The sequence below is a fragment of the Flavivirga jejuensis genome (assembly GCF_030540765.1).
Taxonomy (GTDB): domain Bacteria; phylum Bacteroidota; class Bacteroidia; order Flavobacteriales; family Flavobacteriaceae; genus Flavivirga; species Flavivirga jejuensis.
Map to the genome: position 1 here is coordinate 132,278 of NZ_JAUOEL010000009.1, position 18,254 is coordinate 150,531.

Below are 18,254 nucleotides of genomic sequence, written 5' to 3' on the forward strand. Positions count from 1 at the left end.
AAAAAGCTGTTTTAAACTTTTGTTAAAACAGCTTTTAAAACTTAAAACAGTTTTATTATTTTTTCTTATCTAAACTTAAAAATTCAGTACTTTTTTTATTCAATAATTCAAGAAACTCCATTTCTTTTCCGTAGTTAAGTAACGAAAAGTCAAAATCTTTACTTTCAACAAACCTTATAAATTCTTCAACTCGGTGCGTTGGGATATTAAAATTATCAACTATAAACTCCGACCCAAAATAATACTTAATAGATTCTACAGGAACATCGGGAATACCCGATCCCTTTTTATCTGCAATCCCAGATCTAAATAATGGTAGTAATAATTGATCGACCACATTTACCACATTAAGCCCATTAATCATCCTTTGGCGCTGCGTATTCATAGTCATGTTCTTTGTTTTAGGTCTGTAATCATCCTTAAGATCAAGATTATCACTGTATTTAACCCCAAAATACAAAGCATCTAATTTGGGTTTAAATGTATTGGTATTCTGTATATCGGTATTTAAGTTCCCTGATAATCCTTTTGTTGAAACAACAATCTCATCAAGCTTATAAATTTCTTCAATTAAAAAAAGTTTCATGGATTTAGATTGAATAATTGCTTCATTAATTTCAAAATTAATATTTTGATATTGTAAGGCGCTTACTTCTATTAAATCGTCCTGCTTTACACGCAATGTAAATGCACCATTTCCATCAGTAATAGTCCCTTTATTTGATGACGCATTGTAAATTGTAATACCAGCAACATCACTACTTTCAACAATTATTTTTCCGCTAATTTGTATGCGCTTAATACCTTGAGACATCACATGCATTGTAGATAATAATGCAAAAAAGAAAATGGCTTTTTTCATGTTATTTTTTATTGAAAATACCATTTTTATTAGACTTTCCAATACCTAAAGCCACAAAAATTTTCCTAAACATAATATTTCATTTAATTTTGTCGTGCAAAATTTTTAATAAACCCATCGTTTCTTTTTGTTATTAACCGAAAATGAGATAAAATTTGTTCAGGTGAGAGACTTTTTACAAGACAAAATTAAAAATAATATTATATAAAAAAGCAGACACTAATTTCACTAATTCTTCTACCTACCTGTTTACCAAGCCAAAGACATGGTAGCATAGACTGAAAGTCTGATTCGTGTTTATGATAAACATAGAGACCTCATTTTATTCGTGTAAATTTGTGCAATTCGTGTCTTAATTATAGTTTGATGCTCAGAGTTTAGTTTGTAGTCGTAGTTTATATAGATTAAAATTCTATAAAACCGATAGGAAAAATAACTTAAAAAGATGTGGATATTATCATAGCCTATCACAACTAGGCTTTAAAAAACAAAAAAATAAGATGTGTTCAATATGAAAAATATAATTATTGCAAGTACTTCAACAATTCATGGTAGCGGTTATTTAGATTACATCTTAGATGATTTAACCGTTTTATTTAAAGAAACCGAAGAGATTCTTTTTGTCCCCTATGCTAGACCCAGTGGTATATCTCATGATGAATATACCAAAACGGTTACTAATGCTTTTGCAAAAATTAATAAAAAAGTAAAAGGCATCCATACTTATGAAGATCCTATTGAAGCCATAAAAAAAGCCAAAGCTATTTTTATTGGCGGTGGTAATACATTTGTTTTAACAAATCAACTTTATAAAAACAATTTAATAGGCGCCTTACAAACGGCTATAAAAAATGGAATCCCCTATTTAGGCACAAGTGCAGGCAGTAATATTTGTGGACTTACTATAAAAACGACGAACGATATGCCTATAGTATACCCTCCAAGTTTTAATGCTTTAGGGTTTGTTCCTTTCAACATTAACCCGCATTATTTAGATCCAGATAAGGGCAGTAAGCATATGGGTGAAACCAGAGAAACTAGAATAAAAGAATTCCATAACTTTAACAACCAGCCTGTTATAGGCTTACGAGAAGGTAGCTGGCTAGAAGTTAAAAATGATTCGATTATTTTAAAAGGACATTTAACTGCGCGTATTTTCGAATATAATAAAACGCCTTATGAGGTTAATCCAGAAACAGAGTTAGACCATTTAAAATAAAAAAGCTCCATATTTCTATGAAGCTTTTAAGAGCGAGAGACCAGGTTCGAACTGGCGACATTCAGCTTGGAAGGCTGACGCTCTACCAACTGAGCTACTCTCGCATTACTGGGTGCAAATATATACAAACTGTTAACTCTTATGCAAGAAAAAATTATAACTTTTTCAAAAAATGATATCCTAAAATGTTAAACCCCTCATTATAATAGAACTTATGAGAAGGATTATTGCCTACATATGTGTTTAACTCAACAGTTTCGCAACCTTTTTCTAAAACATAATTATAGATCCATTCAAAAAACTGCTTCCCTAAACCTTTACCTCGGTAAGCATCATCTATATAAACATGATCTGCTTCTACGCTCTTTCCTGAATAATGCCTTGTGCAAAACCACAAACCACTTACTCCTATTATTTTATTATTGTCATATATTACTGCACATTCATAATTTTGAGTAATCATTTCAGAAAAACGCTGTTCTAAAATAGCATAAGGAACTTTATCTTCATTTAGCTTATACACTAAAGGAATAACAGAATTTATATTTTCTTTTTCTATAATTTTAAATATGAAAGACATAGATTATTTATTTAAAACGACTGCCTAAAATTAATTCTATTTTTTATAATTACGACTAGTGACTCGTAATAAAATATGGGGTCTAACAAGTAATTAGTTTTTGTTTAGAATTATATTAATTCCAAATGAACCAGCTATATGTATTAAAATTTTATATTTTTAGTTGCGTTAAATAAAAAAATCTTTTTTGTATTTTACATCACCCAGAACTGCAAAAAAAGGCAGTTCTGACCTCTTCAAAGGAGAGAGGTGAATTGGAAACCCAGCCTGTCCAGGCAGGCCCGATCCAAGGATCGGAGAATTTTTAGATTAAAAATGAGAGGAAAAAATCTTAAAGTCCGTTTATTAATTGGTGCTGCCATTGCAATATTCTTTGTTTTAAAAAAGTGTAGCCAACAAGAAGTGAATCCTTACACAGGAAGAACCCAAACCATATCTATGACTCCTGATAAGGAAATTGCTATTGGATTACAAAATGCGCCTCAAATGGCACAGCAACATGGTGGATTACACCCTAAGAACGAATACCAAGCTATGGTTGATAATGTTGGGAACAAACTAGTTAATAACAGTATAGCTAAAGATACACCGTACCAATATGAGTTTCATTTATTGGCCGATCCAAACACGATCAATGCTTTTGCGTTACCTGGAGGACAAATATTTATAACCTATGCGTTATTCTCTAAATTAAAAAACGAAGACCAATTGGCTGGAGTACTAGGACATGAAATCGGGCATGTTTTAGGGCGCCATAGTGCAGAAAGAATAGCGGAAAGTGAATATTGGCAAGGACTAACAACCGCAGGATCTGTTGGTGCAGATATGGGAGGACTGATAAGTGGTATTGGACAAAACACACTACTTACTAATGGAAGAGATGATGAATTAGAAAGTGATGATCTTGGTGTTCTTTTTATGATTAAGGCTGGTTATAACCCTGAAGAGATGATTGGTGTTATGGAGATTTTGAAAGCCGCAGCTGGTCCTAATCGAGTTCCAGAATTTCAAAGCACGCATCCAGACCCCGATAATAGAATTGAAAAAATTCAAGAAGCCATAGAAAAACACAGAAATAAAAAGGATTAAATCCAGATCCCTCAAAAAGAAGGATTTACCTGCCATGCAATAGAAGCATGAACTCATAAAAAAAACCTTGATTTTCAAGGTTTTTTTTATGAGCGACTAACTCAAAATAATTATTTATTTTATAATTATTTTTTCTTTTTTGATTTTAATATAGCTTCTTTTATAATTGCTGCAGCATCTTTTGCTCCGTGCAATTCTGCATATTTTAATGCTGTCATTTTTTTAGCAGATTTTGCTTTTAAATTAGCGCCTTTAGCAATTAAAAGCTTTAAAATATCTGTTCTGTTAAATTTAGCAGCATACATTGCTGGGGTCATTCCATTAGACTTTTCATTTACGTCTGCACCTCTGTCAATAAGTTTTTTTACTGTTTCTAAATCTCCTTTTGCAATTGAAACACAAAATGAGTTCACTTTAAATACATACTCAACATTCGTATTATTAGTGTTTTCTGTAATAGTTTTGGCATTAACGGCTACAATAGAGAAACATAATGCCATGGTTGTAATAATGATTGTTTTTTTCATGATGAAAGATTTAATTTATTGATTTAGTTTTCTGATATACTAAAGAGACGACAATAATTCTAATCTGTTACATAAAAAAGAAAAAATAACACATTTTTAACTTTTTTTTCACAAATAATTAGTCGATCTATTCTTTTCTAAAAAACTCGCAAAAAGCCTTTAAAAACCTAGTATTTTTAAAGATGTTTTATTTAACTTCTTTATCTTTGTTTTGTCTTAAAATTTAAAAAAATGAACAAAAAAGTTATCTTAATGATACTTGATGGGTGGGGTAATTCTCCAGATCCTAAGGTGTCTGCTATCGACCATGCAAACACATCTTTTATAGACTCCCTTTATAAAAAATATCCATTCGCTACATTGAGAACTGATGGGTTACATGTAGGGTTACCAGAAGGTCAAATGGGGAATAGCGAGGTTGGTCATATGAATCTTGGCGCAGGACGTATTGTCTATCAAGATTTAGTAAAAGTTAATTTAGCTGTAAAAAACAAAACATTAAATAACGAAAAAGTGTTGGTAGATGCCTTTAATTATGCAAAAACTAACAACAAAGATGTTCATTTTTTAGGATTATTAAGTGACGGTGGTGTGCATTCACATATAAACCACTTATTAGGGCTATTAGATGCTGCTAACGATTTTGGTTTAACCAAAACTTTTGTGCATGCATTTACAGATGGGCGCGATGTAGATCCAAAATCGGGATATGGTTTCCTTACCGAATTAGAAAGTCATTTAGAAAAAACAAATAGCAAACTGGCTACCGTTACGGGGCGTTACTATGCTATGGATAGGGACAAACGCTGGGAACGTGTAAAATTAGCTTATGATGGATTAGTTAATAGTATTGGAGAAAAATCTACTAACGTTACTGAGACCATTCAAAAAAGTTATAAAAATGATATTACTGATGAGTTTATAAAACCAATTATCATGGTTGATGAATCTGGTAATCCTCAAGCAAGTATCAAAGAAGGTGATGTTGTTATCTTTTTTAATTTTAGAACAGACCGTGGTAGAGAATTAACCGAAGCTTTATCTCAAACCGATTTTCATGAGCAAAACATGCACAAATTGGATTTACATTATGTTACGCTTACAAATTATGATGAGACTTATAAAAATGTAAACGTTATATTCAATAAAGATAATTTAACCGAAACACTAGGTGAAGTTTTAGAAAAACATAATAAAAAGCAAATTCGTATTGCTGAAACAGAAAAATATCCACACGTTACATTCTTTTTCTCAGGAGGACAAGAACAACCTTTTAATGGAGAAACGCGAATCCTAAGAAACTCACCAAAAGTAGCCACATACGATTTAAAACCAGAAATGAGTGCTTACGAATTACGTGATGCATTGATTCCTGAACTACAAAAAGGAGATGTTGATTTTGTTTGTTTAAATTTTGCAAATGGCGACATGGTAGGTCATACAGGAGTTATGGAAGCAGCTATAAAGGCTTGCGAAGCAGTAGACAAATGTGTTGAAGACGTTATCACTACAGCTTTAGAAAATGACTATACGACATTGCTTATAGCAGATCATGGAAATTGTGAAACCATGATAAATCCAGATGGCTCACCAAATACAGCGCACACAACAAATCCCGTTCCTGTAATTTTAATAGATAAGGAATTAAAAACGATCAAAGATGGTATTTTGGGTGATATGGCTCCTACTATTTTAAAATTAATAGGTATTGAACAACCAGAATCTATGACACAACATCCTTTAGTTTAAACAAAAAAATAATTTGTTGTACTTTTGTTATAAACCCAAGTTTGTAACTTAAATGAAATTTAACAACCAACTTATTATTGCAATAGATTTTGATGGAACTATTGTTGAGGATGCATACCCAAAAATAGGAAAGCCAATATTGTTTGCTTTTGAAACTTTAACAAAGTTACAAGATGATGGACACCGACTTATTTTATGGACTTACAGATCTGGCAGAAGATTAAAAGAAGCCGTTAAATTCTGTGAAGATCATGGTATCATTTTTTATGCTGTAAACAATAGTTTTCCAGAAGAGGAATATACTAATAATGTAAGCAGAAAAATTAATGCTGATTTATTTATTGACGATAGAAATATTGGAGGGCTTTTAGGTTGGGGTGAAATATACCAAATGCTTACTAATACAAGCCCTCCTAAAATTCAAAAAAAGAAAGGCCTGTTCGGTTTTCTAAAGTAGGCTCTTTTGAACCTATCTTGATTTTCTTTTCAAATTAATTGGTAATAGGCTTTATCGATAGATTCTCTATGGTCTGGGTGCGCAATATTCACTAACGCTTTAACTCTTTCTTTAATGGTTTTCCCATATAAGTTAGCTATACCATATTCGGTCACCACATGATGTACATGCGCTCTGGTCGTAACAACACCTGCTCCCAATTTTAAAGATGGGACAATCCTACTAATACCCGTTTTTGTTATAGAAGGCAATGCTATAATAGCTTTCCCGCCATCACTCAAAGATGCGCCTCTTATATAATCCATTTGCCCTCCTACTCCCGAATACATTTTAGCTCCTATAGAGTCTGCACAAACCTGACCTGTTACATCTACTTCAATAGCAGAATTAATAGCAACCATTTTTGGGTTTTGTTTAATAATAGAAACATCATTCACATAATCTGAAGCACGCACTTCTACAAACGGATTATCATCAACATAATCATACAATCGTTTAGAGCCAATTAAAAAAGTAGCTAATGCACGCCCTGGATTAACACCTTTAAAGTTTCCATTAATCACATTTTTCAGAATTAAATCAATAACGCCATCAGAAAACATTTCAGTATGTAATCCTAAATCTTTATGATTCGTTAAACGAGATAATACGGCATTAGGAATTGTTCCAATGCCCATTTGCAATGTGCTTTTATCTTCAATTAGACTAGCAACATAATCTCCAATTTTATTTTCAATAGCCGATGGAGTCCCATACACATGTGTAGGTATCGGTTCATTACATTCAACAAATAAATCGATCTCTGCAATATGAATAATACCGTCTCCATGAATTCTTGGCATCTGCTCATTTACTTGCGCGATTACAATTTTTGCATTATCTATAGCTGCCAGAGTAGCTTCTACCGAAACGCCTAACGAACAATACCCATGCTTATCTGGAACAGATACATGAATTAATGCCACATCTAATGGTAAAATATGTCTTTTAAATAATAATGGTAACTCACTTAAAAAAACGGGCGTATAAGACCCATTTCCTGCTGTTAATGTATGTCTTACATTATCTCCAATAAAAAATGAATTTACATGAAAACTATCGCTTAACTCTGGGTTTGCATACCCCGTGTCGCCTTCAACATGTAAATGACAAACCTCAACATTTCTTAATTCCTGATGACGTTCTGTTAAGGCATTCATTAATAATTGCGGAGCTGATGCAGCTGCCTGAATATAAATTCTATCATTACTTTTAACGACTTTAACGGCTTCTTCTGCACTAACAATTTTATACATCTCGTTTTATTTATCACAATAAATGTATTCATTAGCAGACTCCTAAAAAATGTCAAAAGTCATATTATCATAAAAATATTAATGCTTAATTTTAAGTATCTTTGCCATTATTTTTCAAATATGATTATAGTAAAAACAAAAGAGGAAATAGAGTTAATGCGCAAAAGTGCTTTAATAGTTTCAAAAACGCTTGGCATGCTTGCTAAAGAAGTCAAGGAAGGTGTTACCACAATGCAACTTGATAAGCTTGCTGAAGAATTTATAAGAGACCAAGGTGCCTTACCTGGTTTTTTAGGATTGTACGACTGCCCTTCTACCTTACTTTGTAGTGTGAATGAAGCTGTAGTACATGGTTTACCAACAAAAACACCTTTAAAAAATGGGGATATTGTTTCCATCGACTGCGGTGCTTTAATGAACGAGTTTTACGGAGATCATGCGTATACTTTTGAGATTGGTGATGTAGATCCTGAAACTAAAAAGCTGATACAAATAACTAAAGAGTCTCTTTATGTTGGTATCAAAGAACTTAAAATTAACAATCGCGTAGGAGACGTAGGCCACGCTATACAGCAGCATTGTGAAGTGCATGGGTATGGCGTTGTTCGAGAATTAGTTGGTCATGGATTAGGTAGAAAAATGCATGAAGATCCAGAAATGCCTAATTATGGCCGTCGTGGTCGTGGTAAAAAGTTTATTGAAGGTATGGTAGTAGCCATAGAACCTATGATAAATGGAGGCACACACAAGGTAAGACAATTAAAAGACGGGTGGACTATTGTTACACAAGACGGAAAACCTAGTGTCCACTTTGAACATGATGTGGCTATTGTAGACGGAAAACCAGAAATACTATCGACTTTTGCTTATGTACATGAGGCTTTAGGTATTGTGAGTCATGAGGAGGATGAATTTCGTCAGACTGCTTTGGTGTTATAGGTTATTACACAGAGATGCGCGAAGATTCACTGAGATACACAGAGAAAATTAATAGATAGTAATAAATTATAGATGCTGGTATTGAAGTGCATCGAGCCTTAGGTTTTGGATTATTAGAGTCTGAATATCAAGAATGTTTGCTTTTTGAGTTTAAATATTTAGGTTTACAGGTTATTACACAGAGATGCGCGAAGATTCACTGAGATACACAGAGAAAACTAATGAATAGTAATTAATCTTACTGAAAAAATTATGTTTGCTTTTTGAGTTTAAATATTTAGGTTTAATGTTACTTCAGACTGCTTTGGTCTTATAGGTTATTACACAGAGATGCGCGAAGATTCACTGAGGTACACAGAGAAAATTAATGAATAGTAATTAATCTTACTGAAAAAATTATGTTTGCTTTTTGAGTTAAAATATTTAGGTTTAAATGTTACTTCAGAATGCTTTGGTGTTATAGGTTATTACACTGAGATGCGCGAAGATTCACTGAGATACACAGAGAAAATTAATGAATAATGATCTTACTAAAAAAATTATAGGAGCTGCCATTGAAGTGCATCGAACCTTAGGCCCTGGATTATTAGAGTCTGCATATCAAGAATGTTTACTTTTTGAATTAAAATATTTAGGTTTAAATGTTACTAAAGAAGTGGCTCTTCCCATAATATATAAAGATCTAAAATTAGATCATGGTTATAGAATTGACTTATTAGTCGAGAATAAAATTGTGGTAGAACTTAAAACAGTTGAAACTTTTAGCGATGTCCATTTTGCTCAAATATTAACTTATATGAAATTAGGGAAGTATCCTTTAGGATTATTAATAAACTTCCATACCAAACTTTTAAAAAACGGCATTAAACGATTTATAAACACCCCTCAGTGAATCTCTGCGAATTCTCTGTGTAACTCAGCGTAACAAATTGAAAAAACTCTTTAAATTCATACTAAATTTTATCCCAAGACCTTTACTCATTAGGTTGAGTTACGTTATTCGTCCTGTTTTAGCGTATTTTTTAAAAGGCAACACATATACCGATCCTATAGATGGCAGAAGCTTTAAAAGCTTTTTGCCTTATGGTTATGGTAAACAACGTAATAATGTACTATCACCTTCTTCGCTTTCCTTAGAACGTCATAGGTTATTGTGGTTGTATTTAAAAAACGAAACTAAGTTCTTTCAACCTGACGTTTTAAAAGTATTACATTTTGCTCCAGAGCAAGCCTTTTACAAACGGTTTAGAAAGATGAATCATCTTGAATATATAACCACCGATTTAAATTCTCCTTTGGCTGATGTGAAAGCCGATATTTGTAATCTGCCTTTTAAAAATGATACTTTTGATATTATTCTTTGTAATCACGTTTTAGAACATATCCCAGACGATACCAAAGCCATGCAAGAATTGTATCGGGTATTAAAAGTTGGAGGCATGGGGATTCTCCAAATTCCACAAGATTTATCAAGGGAAAACACTTTTGAAGATGATACGATAACAGATAAAAAAGAGCGTGCTAAAATCTTCGGACAATATGATCATGTACGTGTATATGGCCGTGATTATTTTGATAAACTCCGTAGTATTGGTTTTAAGGTTGAAGAAGTAGATTACACAGCTAACCTTTCAAATGAAGCTATTGAAAAGTATTGTTTAGCAAAAGGTGAAATTATTCCCGTAGTTTATAAATAATAAGATATTAAATCTATTTTTTCATGACACAACAAATTATAATTGCTACAGGTGCTTTATTTGGTATGCTATCTGTAATTTTTGGAGCTTTCGGAGCTCATGCCTTAAAAAAAATTTTATCTACCGAACAGTTACATAGTTTTGAAGTTGGTGTAAAATACCAAATGTATCATGCTATTGTATTATTAGCTATAGGTTTAAATTCTAACAGCCTAACTTCTGCGGTCTACTGGTGTTTTACCTTGGGAATTATATTATTCTCTTTTAGTATTTATGGGTTAGTATTATCAGACGCTAAAGGAAAAAAGTTGCGGTTTTTAGGTCCTATTACTCCAATAGGTGGTTTACTTTTAGTTATTGGCTGGCTCCTTTTACTAATTAACGCTTTATAAAACTAAAAATCAGTTACTCTTCAGGAAACCCATTTAAAGATAAGGTTTCCAACTCTTTTTTATCATTTTCAAAAATAAGATACACTTTAAATTCTGGATGTGATCTCAAAAACGCTTTTACTTTTTCAACACCCATAGCTTTAAATGCCGTAGCATACCCATCAGCTGTTATACAATCTTTTGCAATAACAGAAATGCTTAGCAAATTAGTTTTACTTGGATAGCCCGTTTTAGTATCAATAATATGGGCGTACCGATTTCCATTTTCATCTATTTTAAACTTTCTGTACGTTCCAGAAGTTGCCATAGCCTCATTCGTTAAAACAAGTGTTCTGGAAAGGGACTGGGTATCATCAAAATTAGGGTTTTCAATACCGACCTTCCAACCACTGTTCTTTTCAACATTAAGTCCTTTGGCATGAAGCTCCCCTCCAATATTAACTATATAGTTATGAGTATGTTTAGTATCTAAAAAGCTTGCAATAACATCTACCGCATAGCCTTTTGCTATCGCATTAAAATCTAAAAATGTTCCTTTTGGTTTAGTAATAGTATTATGATCTCTATGTACTTTATTAAAGCCAACGGTATGCATCAAGCTATCAATTTTCAAACTGTCTAAGTTTACAATTTTACCTTCTGGACCAAAGTCCCATGCATTTACAATAGCTCCAATGGTAGGATCGAAAGCACCTTCGGTTTCTTTATAAATTGTTTTAGAAACGTCGTATACGTTTCTAAAATGGGCATCAATTTCAATCGTTTCGTTTCTGTTTAATTTAGAAATATCTGAGTTTGCTTGATACGTAGACATCGATTTATTAATCACATAAAATAAGCTATCAACCTGTTTTTCATAATTCACATCAGAACTATAGGTTACCTCATAAAATGTTCCAAAAATGGTTCCAGAAAGTTTTGTGTTTTTTGGTTCCTTTTTACAAGACATTAAAACGAAAACAATTAATAGACTTGTAAGATGTTTCATTTAGTTAAAATTTGTTTCTAAAACCTGTATCCCATTATACTCTAAAAGGTATTCTTCATCTAAAAATATGGGGCCTTTTTCGCCATTTGCATTACCTAATCCAACACCTGCATATAAAACTTTTGCGTTCTTTTCACGAGCATGCTTTTTAAACGACTCCATCCAAACGACATCATAATTATTAGGATTTTCTGGCAATACTACAGCTCTTACTATAACAAAATAATACTGCTTGTTTTTATCGATACAAACAAACTGTGGATGCTTTTTAAGCTTACTGTTTACAGCTATAAATTCAAAACCTTGTTCCACTAACTCTTCTCCAACATGGTTCATAGCTAAATTATGTAATTCCTGTTTCGTAAGTGGTTTGCTCATGTAACAAAATTAATATTTTTCTACTTATGTTAAAATAAAAAAATGGTTAACTTTATAAATCATTAAAATTCAAATGAATTCAAAAAAATTAAATTCTTCTCTAAAATATCTCAATGATCAAGTTTCCGGTTTCTAAAAAAATAGGTCTATTCTTAGGACCTCTATTTTTCATTATTATTCAATTATTATCCTTTGAGCTTGTTTCCGAAAAAGGAGATCATGTTATAGCAATAGCGTTATGGATGGTTAGTTGGTGGGTTACGGAAGCTGTTTCTATTTCGGTAACAGCATTACTACCTTTACTTCTATTTCCTTTGCTTAAAGTAATGCCTATTGGTGATGTTGGCGCAAATTACGGGAGCCCTATTGTGTTTTTATTTTTTGGGGGCTTTGTTCTTGCATTAGCTTTAGAAAAAGTAAACCTTCATAAAAGAATTGCTTTAAACATTATAAAAAGGACGGGCACAACCCCCAATAAAGTTATTTTAGGATTTATGATTGCTACAGCTTTTATGAGCATGTGGATTAGCAACACTGCAAGTACCGTTGTTATGCTTCCTATCGCCATGTCGGTTATAAAATTACTTATTGATGATGAAGATGGTTTCACTAAGAAGGATCAAAATTTTGCAATTAGTGTTATGCTTGGCATTGCTTTTTCTGCTAATGCAGGTGGTATTGCTACTGTTATTGGTACACCTCCAAATTCTGTTTTAATAGGATTACTTGAAAATGAATATGGTATTGAAATATCATTTCTTAACTGGATGGTTTTAGGACTCCCTTTTTCTATTCTTTTAATCTCCATTATTTACTTAGTTATGGTAAAAGGGATGTTTCCCAATACGGGATTAGAGTTTAAAACGTCTCATAACGTTATAGATTCAGAATTAAAAAAGCTTGGTAAAACATCGGCAAAGGAAAAACATGTGCTTGTTATATTTGGAATTACGGTAGCTCTTTGGATATTCAGGACTGTTATTAACTCTTTCATTCCTAGTTTAGAGTTAACAGATACTATGATTAGTATTTTTGGAGCTTTAGCTCTCTTTACAATTCCTTTTAACATACAAAAAGGAGACTTTATTTTAGTCTGGAGTGATACTCAAAAACTAGCTTGGGGCATCTTAATTTTATTTGGCGGTGGTTTAGCTTTAGCTAAAGGTATGTCTTCAAGTGGTATTGTAGATTTAGTTGCTACAACTATTGCGAATAGTAATATTAGTATTTTATTAATGGCTTCTTTACTTATAATCTTAATGCTATTTATGACTGAATTAATGAGCAATGTTGCTTTAGTTTCTGTTCTCGCTCCTGTTGTGGCGGGTATTGCTATCGGATTAGAGATTCCTGTTCTCTATTTATTAATTCCTGTAACGATGGCTAGTAGTTGTGCTTTTATGTTACCTATGGCAACGCCCCCCAATGCTATCGTATTTGCTAGCGGATTTATTAAAGTGCATGAAATGGCACGTGTTGGTATTGTACTAAATTTAATAGCTGTTGTATTATTGATATTGGTATTCGAATATTGTGTGCCTTTAATTTTTTAATTTTAGCTAGGAAAATTATTTAAATCGAACAAATTTAGAACTCCCAAAGGTGTAATTTGAAACAGGAATTACAGCATCTTTTTTAAGCTGATACCATGGCGACATATTCGAATCCTCTAAATTCTTAACTAAATGAACACTTTGCGCAGGTGTGTTACCTTGAAATAATAAATATAGTTTTTCTCCTTTACTATTTACAACTTCATCACATATCATAACAATATGTCCAGGAGCTCCTCCTCTAATTAACATGTCTCCAATTTCAAGATCTTTTGCATCCTCTATCTTAGGTAATTCATTATACAACGAGAGTGTTCCAGAATACATATAAATCAAGTTTAAATACTTATAAAAATTTTCTTTAGAATGATCTACGGATGCTGATTTATGAAACGTGACCTTATTGCCCTTAATTTTTGGTCTGTATCCTTTTGCATACTGCTTCCAGGAACAGTAATGCCCGCTGGTGAAATTAAAACCAATCTCATCTTTTCTTTGATTATCCCATAAATATTCACTCCTTATTCTAATTAAAGCATCGGCACACTGTTGTAATCCATTTTTAGGCACAGGAATTTCCAAAATACCAATGTGTCCCAGTTGCCAATAATATTCTGAATTATCATAATTAATAATCTTACTCCCGAATGGTTTCAATTTATAATTTCTAAGATAGTCTTGAAACGATCCTTTAGAATAGGTAACGCGCTTATAGTTTTCAGGAACTATTACTCTTGATTTAATCGTTAAACTATCTTCGTTTATTAAATTTTGGGGTTCAACTGAAGCGACTAAAGCTGTCACATTCTTTTTAACAGGTTTTAATTGATATACTAAAACCATAGTGAGTACTAAGACACAAATAACGAAGAAACTTTTTTTCATAAACTCTTAAACGAAAAAACCCAACACTTTCGTATTGGGTTTAATTTATATGATTTAATATCAAGTATGAAAAGACAGTTATTGTCTAGCCTCCAAAATCATCAAATCTAATATTCTCGTCAGCAAGACCAAAGTCTTCACCCATCTTTTGAACTGCTTTGTTCATTAATGGAGGACCACAGAAATATAATTCTATATCTTCTGGCGACTCATGCAAACTTAAATAATTATCTATAACACAATTATGAATAAATCCTACGAAACCATCTCCTTCTGTATCATTAATATCTTTTTTTACTTTCCAATTATCTTCTTCCATGGGTTCAGATAATGCTAAGTGAAATTTAAAGTTAGGAAAATCTTTTTCTAATGCTTCAAAATGTTCTAAATAGAACAACTCACGTTTAGAACGACCTCCATACCAATACGACACTTTTCTACCTGTTTTCAAAGTTCTGAATAAGTGATATAAATGAGAACGCATTGGTGCCATACCTGCTCCTCCTCCAACATAAAGCATCTCTGCTTCAGACTCGTTGATGAAGAATTCGCCATAAGGTCCTGAAATAGTTACTTTATCGCCTGGTTTTTGATTAAATATATAAGAAGATGCGATACCTGGGTTAACATCCATCCAACCGTTCTTAGCACGGTCCCATGGTGGTGTCGCAATACGTACATTTAGCATAATTTCACGCCCTTCAGCTGGGTAAGAGGCCATAGAATAGGCTCTTTCAACTGTTTCGGTATTCTTCATTACTAAAGGCCAAAGGTTAAATTTATCCCATTCTGCTTGAAACTTATCAGGTGTTTCATGTTCTTCTGGGTGCGCAGTAATGTCCATATCGGCAAACTTAACTTCACAGTTAGGAATTTCTATTTGAATATAACCTCCTGCTTTGTACCCCATATCCTCAGGAATTTCAACTACAAATTCCTTAATAAAAGAAGCCACATTATAATTACGTACAACGGTAGCTTCCCATTTTTTAATACCAAAAACTTCTTCAGGAATGGTAATATTCATGTCTTGCTTTACTTTAACCTGACATGATAAACGTGCGCCTTCCTTTAATTCTTTACGTGTAAAGTGAGGTGTTTCTGTTGGAAGTGCTTCTCCTCCGCCTTCTAATACATGACATTCACATTGAATACATGTTCCACCACCTCCACAAGCTGATGGTAAAAATATTTTTTGAGCACCTAATGTAGATAATAAACTATCTCCAGAGGCTACTTCAATTTCTCTTTCGCCATTGATGGTAATTTTTACTGGACCTGATGGTGACAACTTTTGCTTTACAAATAATAGCAATGCTACCAACAACAATGTAATAATTAAAAAAGCTGTTACGGTTACTATAATTGTTCCTAATGTTCCTGCTGCTAAGATCATATTACTCATTTACTTTTATGTTGTTAGCTATCACTTTTTCTTCAGATGTTTCGACTGAATTTATACTGAGCGTATTTGAAGTAGTACTCAACGTGACATTTTCGTTTCCTTTTAAACCTTCATGCGTCTCTACAGAAGCTGTTTTCTCTTCTTTAGCTCCTTCTTCATCACCACCAGTTAGCATCCCACCAAAACTCATAAAACCTATGGCCATTAAACCTGTAATAATAAATGTGATTCCTAAACCACGTAATGCTGGCGGTACGTTTGAATATCTTATTTTCTCACGAATCGCTGCAATAGCAAGAATTGCTAAAAACCAACCAATTCCTGATCCGATACCATAAGTTGTTGCTAATCCTAAAGTTGGAATCTCACGAGATTGCATAAATAAAGAGCCTCCTAAAATAGCACAGTTTACAGCAATAAGTGGTAAAAAGATACCAAGTGAGTTATATAACGATGGTGAAAATTTCTCAACCACGATTTCTACTAATTGTACCATCGTTGCAATGGTTGCAATAAACATGATGAATGATAAGAAACTTAAATCGTAAGTTGCATATTCTTCACCTAACCATGCTAATGCACCAGGTTGTAATAAATACTGATCTAATAACCAGTTTAAAGGTACCGTAATAGCCAATACAAATATAACAGCAGCACCAAGACCAACAGCTGTACTTACTTTTTTAGATACGGCTAGGTAAGAACACATTCCAAGGAATGTAGCAAAAACCATGTTATCTATAAATATTGATTTGAAAAATAATTCTATATGTTCCATTTTTTCTAGTATTCAGTATCTCAGTGTTCAGTGTTCAGTAACTACTTACTGCAACTGCCAACTGCATACTAATTTAATCTTCTATTAATGCTTTGTTTCTACTACGTTGTATCCAAATAATAATCCCTACAACGACTAATGCCATAGGCGCTAATAACATAAATCCGTTATTCTCATAGCCATATTGGTAGACACCCGTTTTTTCAATAGGATCTCCTAAAACCTTAATTCCTAATAAAGTACCTGCTCCCAATAACTCTCTAAAAAATGCTACTATAATTAATATAACACCATAACCTAACGAGTTACCAATACCATCTAGAAACGAACGCCATGGTCCGTTAGCTAAAGCAAATGCTTCAAAACGTCCCATAATAATACAGTTAGTAATAATTAATCCAACAAATACAGAAAGTGTCTTACTTAACTCGTAAGCAAAGGCTTTTAGCACTTGATCTACAATAATTACTAGGGCTGCCACTACAATCAATTGAACAATGATTCTAATTTTTGACGGAATAATGTTTCTCATTAAAGAAATAACTACGTTTCCTATTCCTAATACAAACAACACAGAAACAGACATTACTATGGCCGCCTCTAATTCTGCTGTAATTGCCAATGCCGAACAAATACCTAATACTTGAATAGTAATCGGGTTATTATCTGCTAATGGATCTTTAATTAATGCTACATCTTTTTTTGATAAAAGTCCCATAATTATTTCAATGTTTTAAAATAAGGTACATATTGTCTTAATTCAGACTTAAGCATTGCAGAAACTCCGTCACCAGTAATGGTGGCTCCCGCAATTGCATCTACCTCGTTATCATTTTTATCTATATTCTTTGGATCATTGTTTCCTTTAGCAACTGTAATGCCTTTAAAGCTTCCATTGCTCATTAAATCTTCACCTATAAAATCATCCATAAAATAACGTTGCTTAATATTAGCACCCAAGCCTGCTGTTTCTCCTTTATGATCAAAATAAGCACCTTGAACAACCATATTAGCATCTAGAGCAACATATGCCCAAATAGCATCCCAAAGTCCTTTACCTCTAATAGGTGCTATATAAAATGTTTTTCCATCTTTAGTACCAACAAACAATGGTAAGCGTCTTTTATTACCTGCTTTAGCACTGGTTTGTTCCTTTTTCACATCAATTAAATAGGCTTCAGAGTCTTCTGTTACATCATCACCTTGTATAACTAATTGCTTAGTAATGTATTTAGAGAACAACTCGGGAGCTTCATCTGTAGAAACGAAAATAGCACTGCTTTCATCGTTTGCATTAACGCCCATAGCATACAAAATGTTTTGCTGCTTTTCTAATCGCTCGTTATTATCAATTCTTGGTCTTAGGGCAGAAGCTGTAAACGCTAGTACCCCTCCAACTACTATTACCATGATTATGGCAAAAAGTATGGTATATATGTTTGAATCCGTTTTTTTACTCAT

At 32.9% G+C, this 18,254-nt stretch carries 21 protein-coding genes and 1 tRNA gene; 10 read left to right on the forward strand and 12 right to left on the reverse strand.

The window, feature by feature from the left end; translation table 11 throughout:
- Positions 1–55: 55 nt before the first annotated feature.
- A complete protein-coding gene (locus tag Q4Q40_RS21660; protein WP_303304142.1) occupies positions 56–862 on the reverse strand; it encodes a carboxypeptidase-like regulatory domain-containing protein in 807 nt (268 codons plus the stop codon).
- A 511-nt stretch (positions 863–1,373) separates the two neighbouring features.
- On the opposite strand from Q4Q40_RS21660, the gene pepE reads away from it, so the two are divergent.
- Entirely contained in the window at positions 1,374–2,081 is a 708-nt protein-coding gene (gene pepE / locus Q4Q40_RS21665; RefSeq protein ID WP_303304143.1) for a dipeptidase PepE, read from the forward strand.
- Between the two features lie 31 nt (positions 2,082–2,112).
- On the opposite strand, the gene Q4Q40_RS21670 is transcribed toward pepE, so the two are convergent.
- Positions 2,113–2,185: transfer RNA gene (locus Q4Q40_RS21670), tRNA-Gly, on the reverse strand.
- A gap of 50 nt (positions 2,186–2,235) precedes the next feature.
- Positions 2,236–2,661 (reverse strand): GNAT family N-acetyltransferase, encoded by a 426-nt coding sequence (locus Q4Q40_RS21675; protein ID WP_303304144.1) that lies wholly within the window; start codon positions 2,659–2,661, stop codon positions 2,236–2,238.
- Positions 2,662–2,976: 315 nt separating this feature from the next.
- Here Q4Q40_RS21675 and Q4Q40_RS21680 point away from each other — a divergent pair, with 315 nt between their 5' ends.
- Entirely contained in the window at positions 2,977–3,750 is a 774-nt protein-coding gene (locus tag Q4Q40_RS21680; protein WP_303304145.1) for a M48 family metalloprotease, read from the forward strand.
- Positions 3,751–3,875: 125 nt separating this feature from the next.
- On the opposite strand, the gene Q4Q40_RS21685 is transcribed toward Q4Q40_RS21680, so the two are convergent.
- Positions 3,876–4,277, reverse strand: a complete 402-nt coding sequence (locus Q4Q40_RS21685; RefSeq protein WP_303304146.1) for an ankyrin repeat domain-containing protein — start codon at positions 4,275–4,277, stop codon at positions 3,876–3,878.
- 231 nt (positions 4,278–4,508) lie between these two features.
- Between Q4Q40_RS21685 and gpmI the strand changes: the two genes are divergently transcribed.
- Positions 4,509–6,026 carry a 2,3-bisphosphoglycerate-independent phosphoglycerate mutase gene (gene gpmI, locus Q4Q40_RS21690; protein ID WP_303304147.1) on the forward strand — a complete coding sequence of 506 codons (1,518 nt, stop codon included), beginning with the start codon at positions 4,509–4,511 and terminating at the stop codon, positions 6,024–6,026.
- 52 nt (positions 6,027–6,078) lie between these two features.
- Complete coding sequence (locus tag Q4Q40_RS21695; RefSeq protein ID WP_303304148.1) at positions 6,079–6,483, forward strand: BT0820 family HAD-type phosphatase; 405 nt, start codon at positions 6,079–6,081, stop codon at positions 6,481–6,483.
- 29 nt (positions 6,484–6,512) lie between these two features.
- On the opposite strand, the gene Q4Q40_RS21700 is transcribed toward Q4Q40_RS21695, so the two are convergent.
- Positions 6,513–7,778, reverse strand: a complete 1,266-nt coding sequence (locus tag Q4Q40_RS21700) for an acetyl-CoA hydrolase/transferase family protein (RefSeq protein ID WP_303304149.1) — start codon at positions 7,776–7,778, stop codon at positions 6,513–6,515.
- 120 nt (positions 7,779–7,898) lie between these two features.
- Here Q4Q40_RS21700 and map point away from each other — a divergent pair, with 120 nt between their 5' ends.
- From map to Q4Q40_RS21725, 5 genes are all read left to right on the forward strand, one after another.
- On the forward strand, positions 7,899–8,717 hold the full coding sequence (gene map / locus Q4Q40_RS21705; RefSeq protein ID WP_303304150.1) for a type I methionyl aminopeptidase: 819 nt from the start codon (positions 7,899–7,901) through the stop codon (positions 8,715–8,717).
- Positions 8,718–8,785: 68 nt separating this feature from the next.
- Positions 8,786–8,920 carry a GxxExxY protein gene (locus Q4Q40_RS21710; RefSeq protein WP_303304263.1) on the forward strand — a complete coding sequence of 45 codons (135 nt, stop codon included), beginning with the start codon at positions 8,786–8,788 and terminating at the stop codon, positions 8,918–8,920.
- Between the two features lie 311 nt (positions 8,921–9,231).
- On the forward strand, positions 9,232–9,609 hold the full coding sequence (locus Q4Q40_RS21715) for a GxxExxY protein (RefSeq protein ID WP_303304151.1): 378 nt from the start codon (positions 9,232–9,234) through the stop codon (positions 9,607–9,609).
- 37 nt (positions 9,610–9,646) lie between these two features.
- Positions 9,647–10,414, forward strand: a complete 768-nt coding sequence (locus Q4Q40_RS21720) for a class I SAM-dependent methyltransferase (protein ID WP_303304152.1) — start codon at positions 9,647–9,649, stop codon at positions 10,412–10,414.
- A 23-nt stretch (positions 10,415–10,437) separates the two neighbouring features.
- Complete coding sequence (locus tag Q4Q40_RS21725; RefSeq protein ID WP_303304154.1) at positions 10,438–10,806, forward strand: DUF423 domain-containing protein; 369 nt, start codon at positions 10,438–10,440, stop codon at positions 10,804–10,806.
- 13 nt (positions 10,807–10,819) lie between these two features.
- Here Q4Q40_RS21725 and Q4Q40_RS21730 read toward each other — a convergent pair whose 3' ends face one another.
- The gene (locus Q4Q40_RS21730; protein ID WP_303304155.1) at positions 10,820–11,794 is read right to left on the reverse strand and encodes an FAD:protein FMN transferase; all 975 of its coding nucleotides are present in this window, start codon (positions 11,792–11,794) and stop codon (positions 10,820–10,822) included.
- Positions 11,795–12,172: a DUF8840 domain-containing protein gene (locus tag Q4Q40_RS21735; RefSeq protein ID WP_303304156.1), complete on the reverse strand. Its 378-nt coding sequence runs from the start codon at positions 12,170–12,172 to the stop codon at positions 11,795–11,797.
- 113 nt (positions 12,173–12,285) lie between these two features.
- Between Q4Q40_RS21735 and Q4Q40_RS21740 the strand changes: the two genes are divergently transcribed.
- Complete coding sequence (locus Q4Q40_RS21740; RefSeq protein ID WP_303304157.1) at positions 12,286–13,725, forward strand: SLC13 family permease; 1,440 nt, start codon at positions 12,286–12,288, stop codon at positions 13,723–13,725.
- Positions 13,726–13,740: 15 nt separating this feature from the next.
- On the opposite strand, the gene Q4Q40_RS21745 is transcribed toward Q4Q40_RS21740, so the two are convergent.
- The 5 genes from Q4Q40_RS21745 to Q4Q40_RS21765 all read right to left on the reverse strand — a co-directional run bounded on the left by Q4Q40_RS21745 (position 13,741) and on the right by Q4Q40_RS21765 (position 18,254).
- A complete protein-coding gene (locus Q4Q40_RS21745; RefSeq protein ID WP_303304158.1) occupies positions 13,741–14,610 on the reverse strand; it encodes a DUF4846 domain-containing protein in 870 nt (289 codons plus the stop codon).
- A gap of 85 nt (positions 14,611–14,695) precedes the next feature.
- The gene (nqrF, locus tag Q4Q40_RS21750) at positions 14,696–16,006 is read right to left on the reverse strand and encodes an NADH:ubiquinone reductase (Na(+)-transporting) subunit F (RefSeq protein WP_303304264.1); all 1,311 of its coding nucleotides are present in this window, start codon (positions 16,004–16,006) and stop codon (positions 14,696–14,698) included.
- Position 16,007: 1 nt separating this feature from the next.
- Positions 16,008–16,793: an NADH:ubiquinone reductase (Na(+)-transporting) subunit E gene (nqrE, locus tag Q4Q40_RS21755; RefSeq protein ID WP_303304159.1), complete on the reverse strand. Its 786-nt coding sequence runs from the start codon at positions 16,791–16,793 to the stop codon at positions 16,008–16,010.
- Positions 16,794–16,866: 73 nt separating this feature from the next.
- Positions 16,867–17,511: an NADH:ubiquinone reductase (Na(+)-transporting) subunit D gene (locus tag Q4Q40_RS21760; RefSeq protein ID WP_303304160.1), complete on the reverse strand. Its 645-nt coding sequence runs from the start codon at positions 17,509–17,511 to the stop codon at positions 16,867–16,869.
- Positions 17,512–17,513: 2 nt separating this feature from the next.
- Complete coding sequence (locus tag Q4Q40_RS21765) at positions 17,514–18,254, reverse strand: Na(+)-translocating NADH-quinone reductase subunit C (protein ID WP_303304162.1); 741 nt, start codon at positions 18,252–18,254, stop codon at positions 17,514–17,516.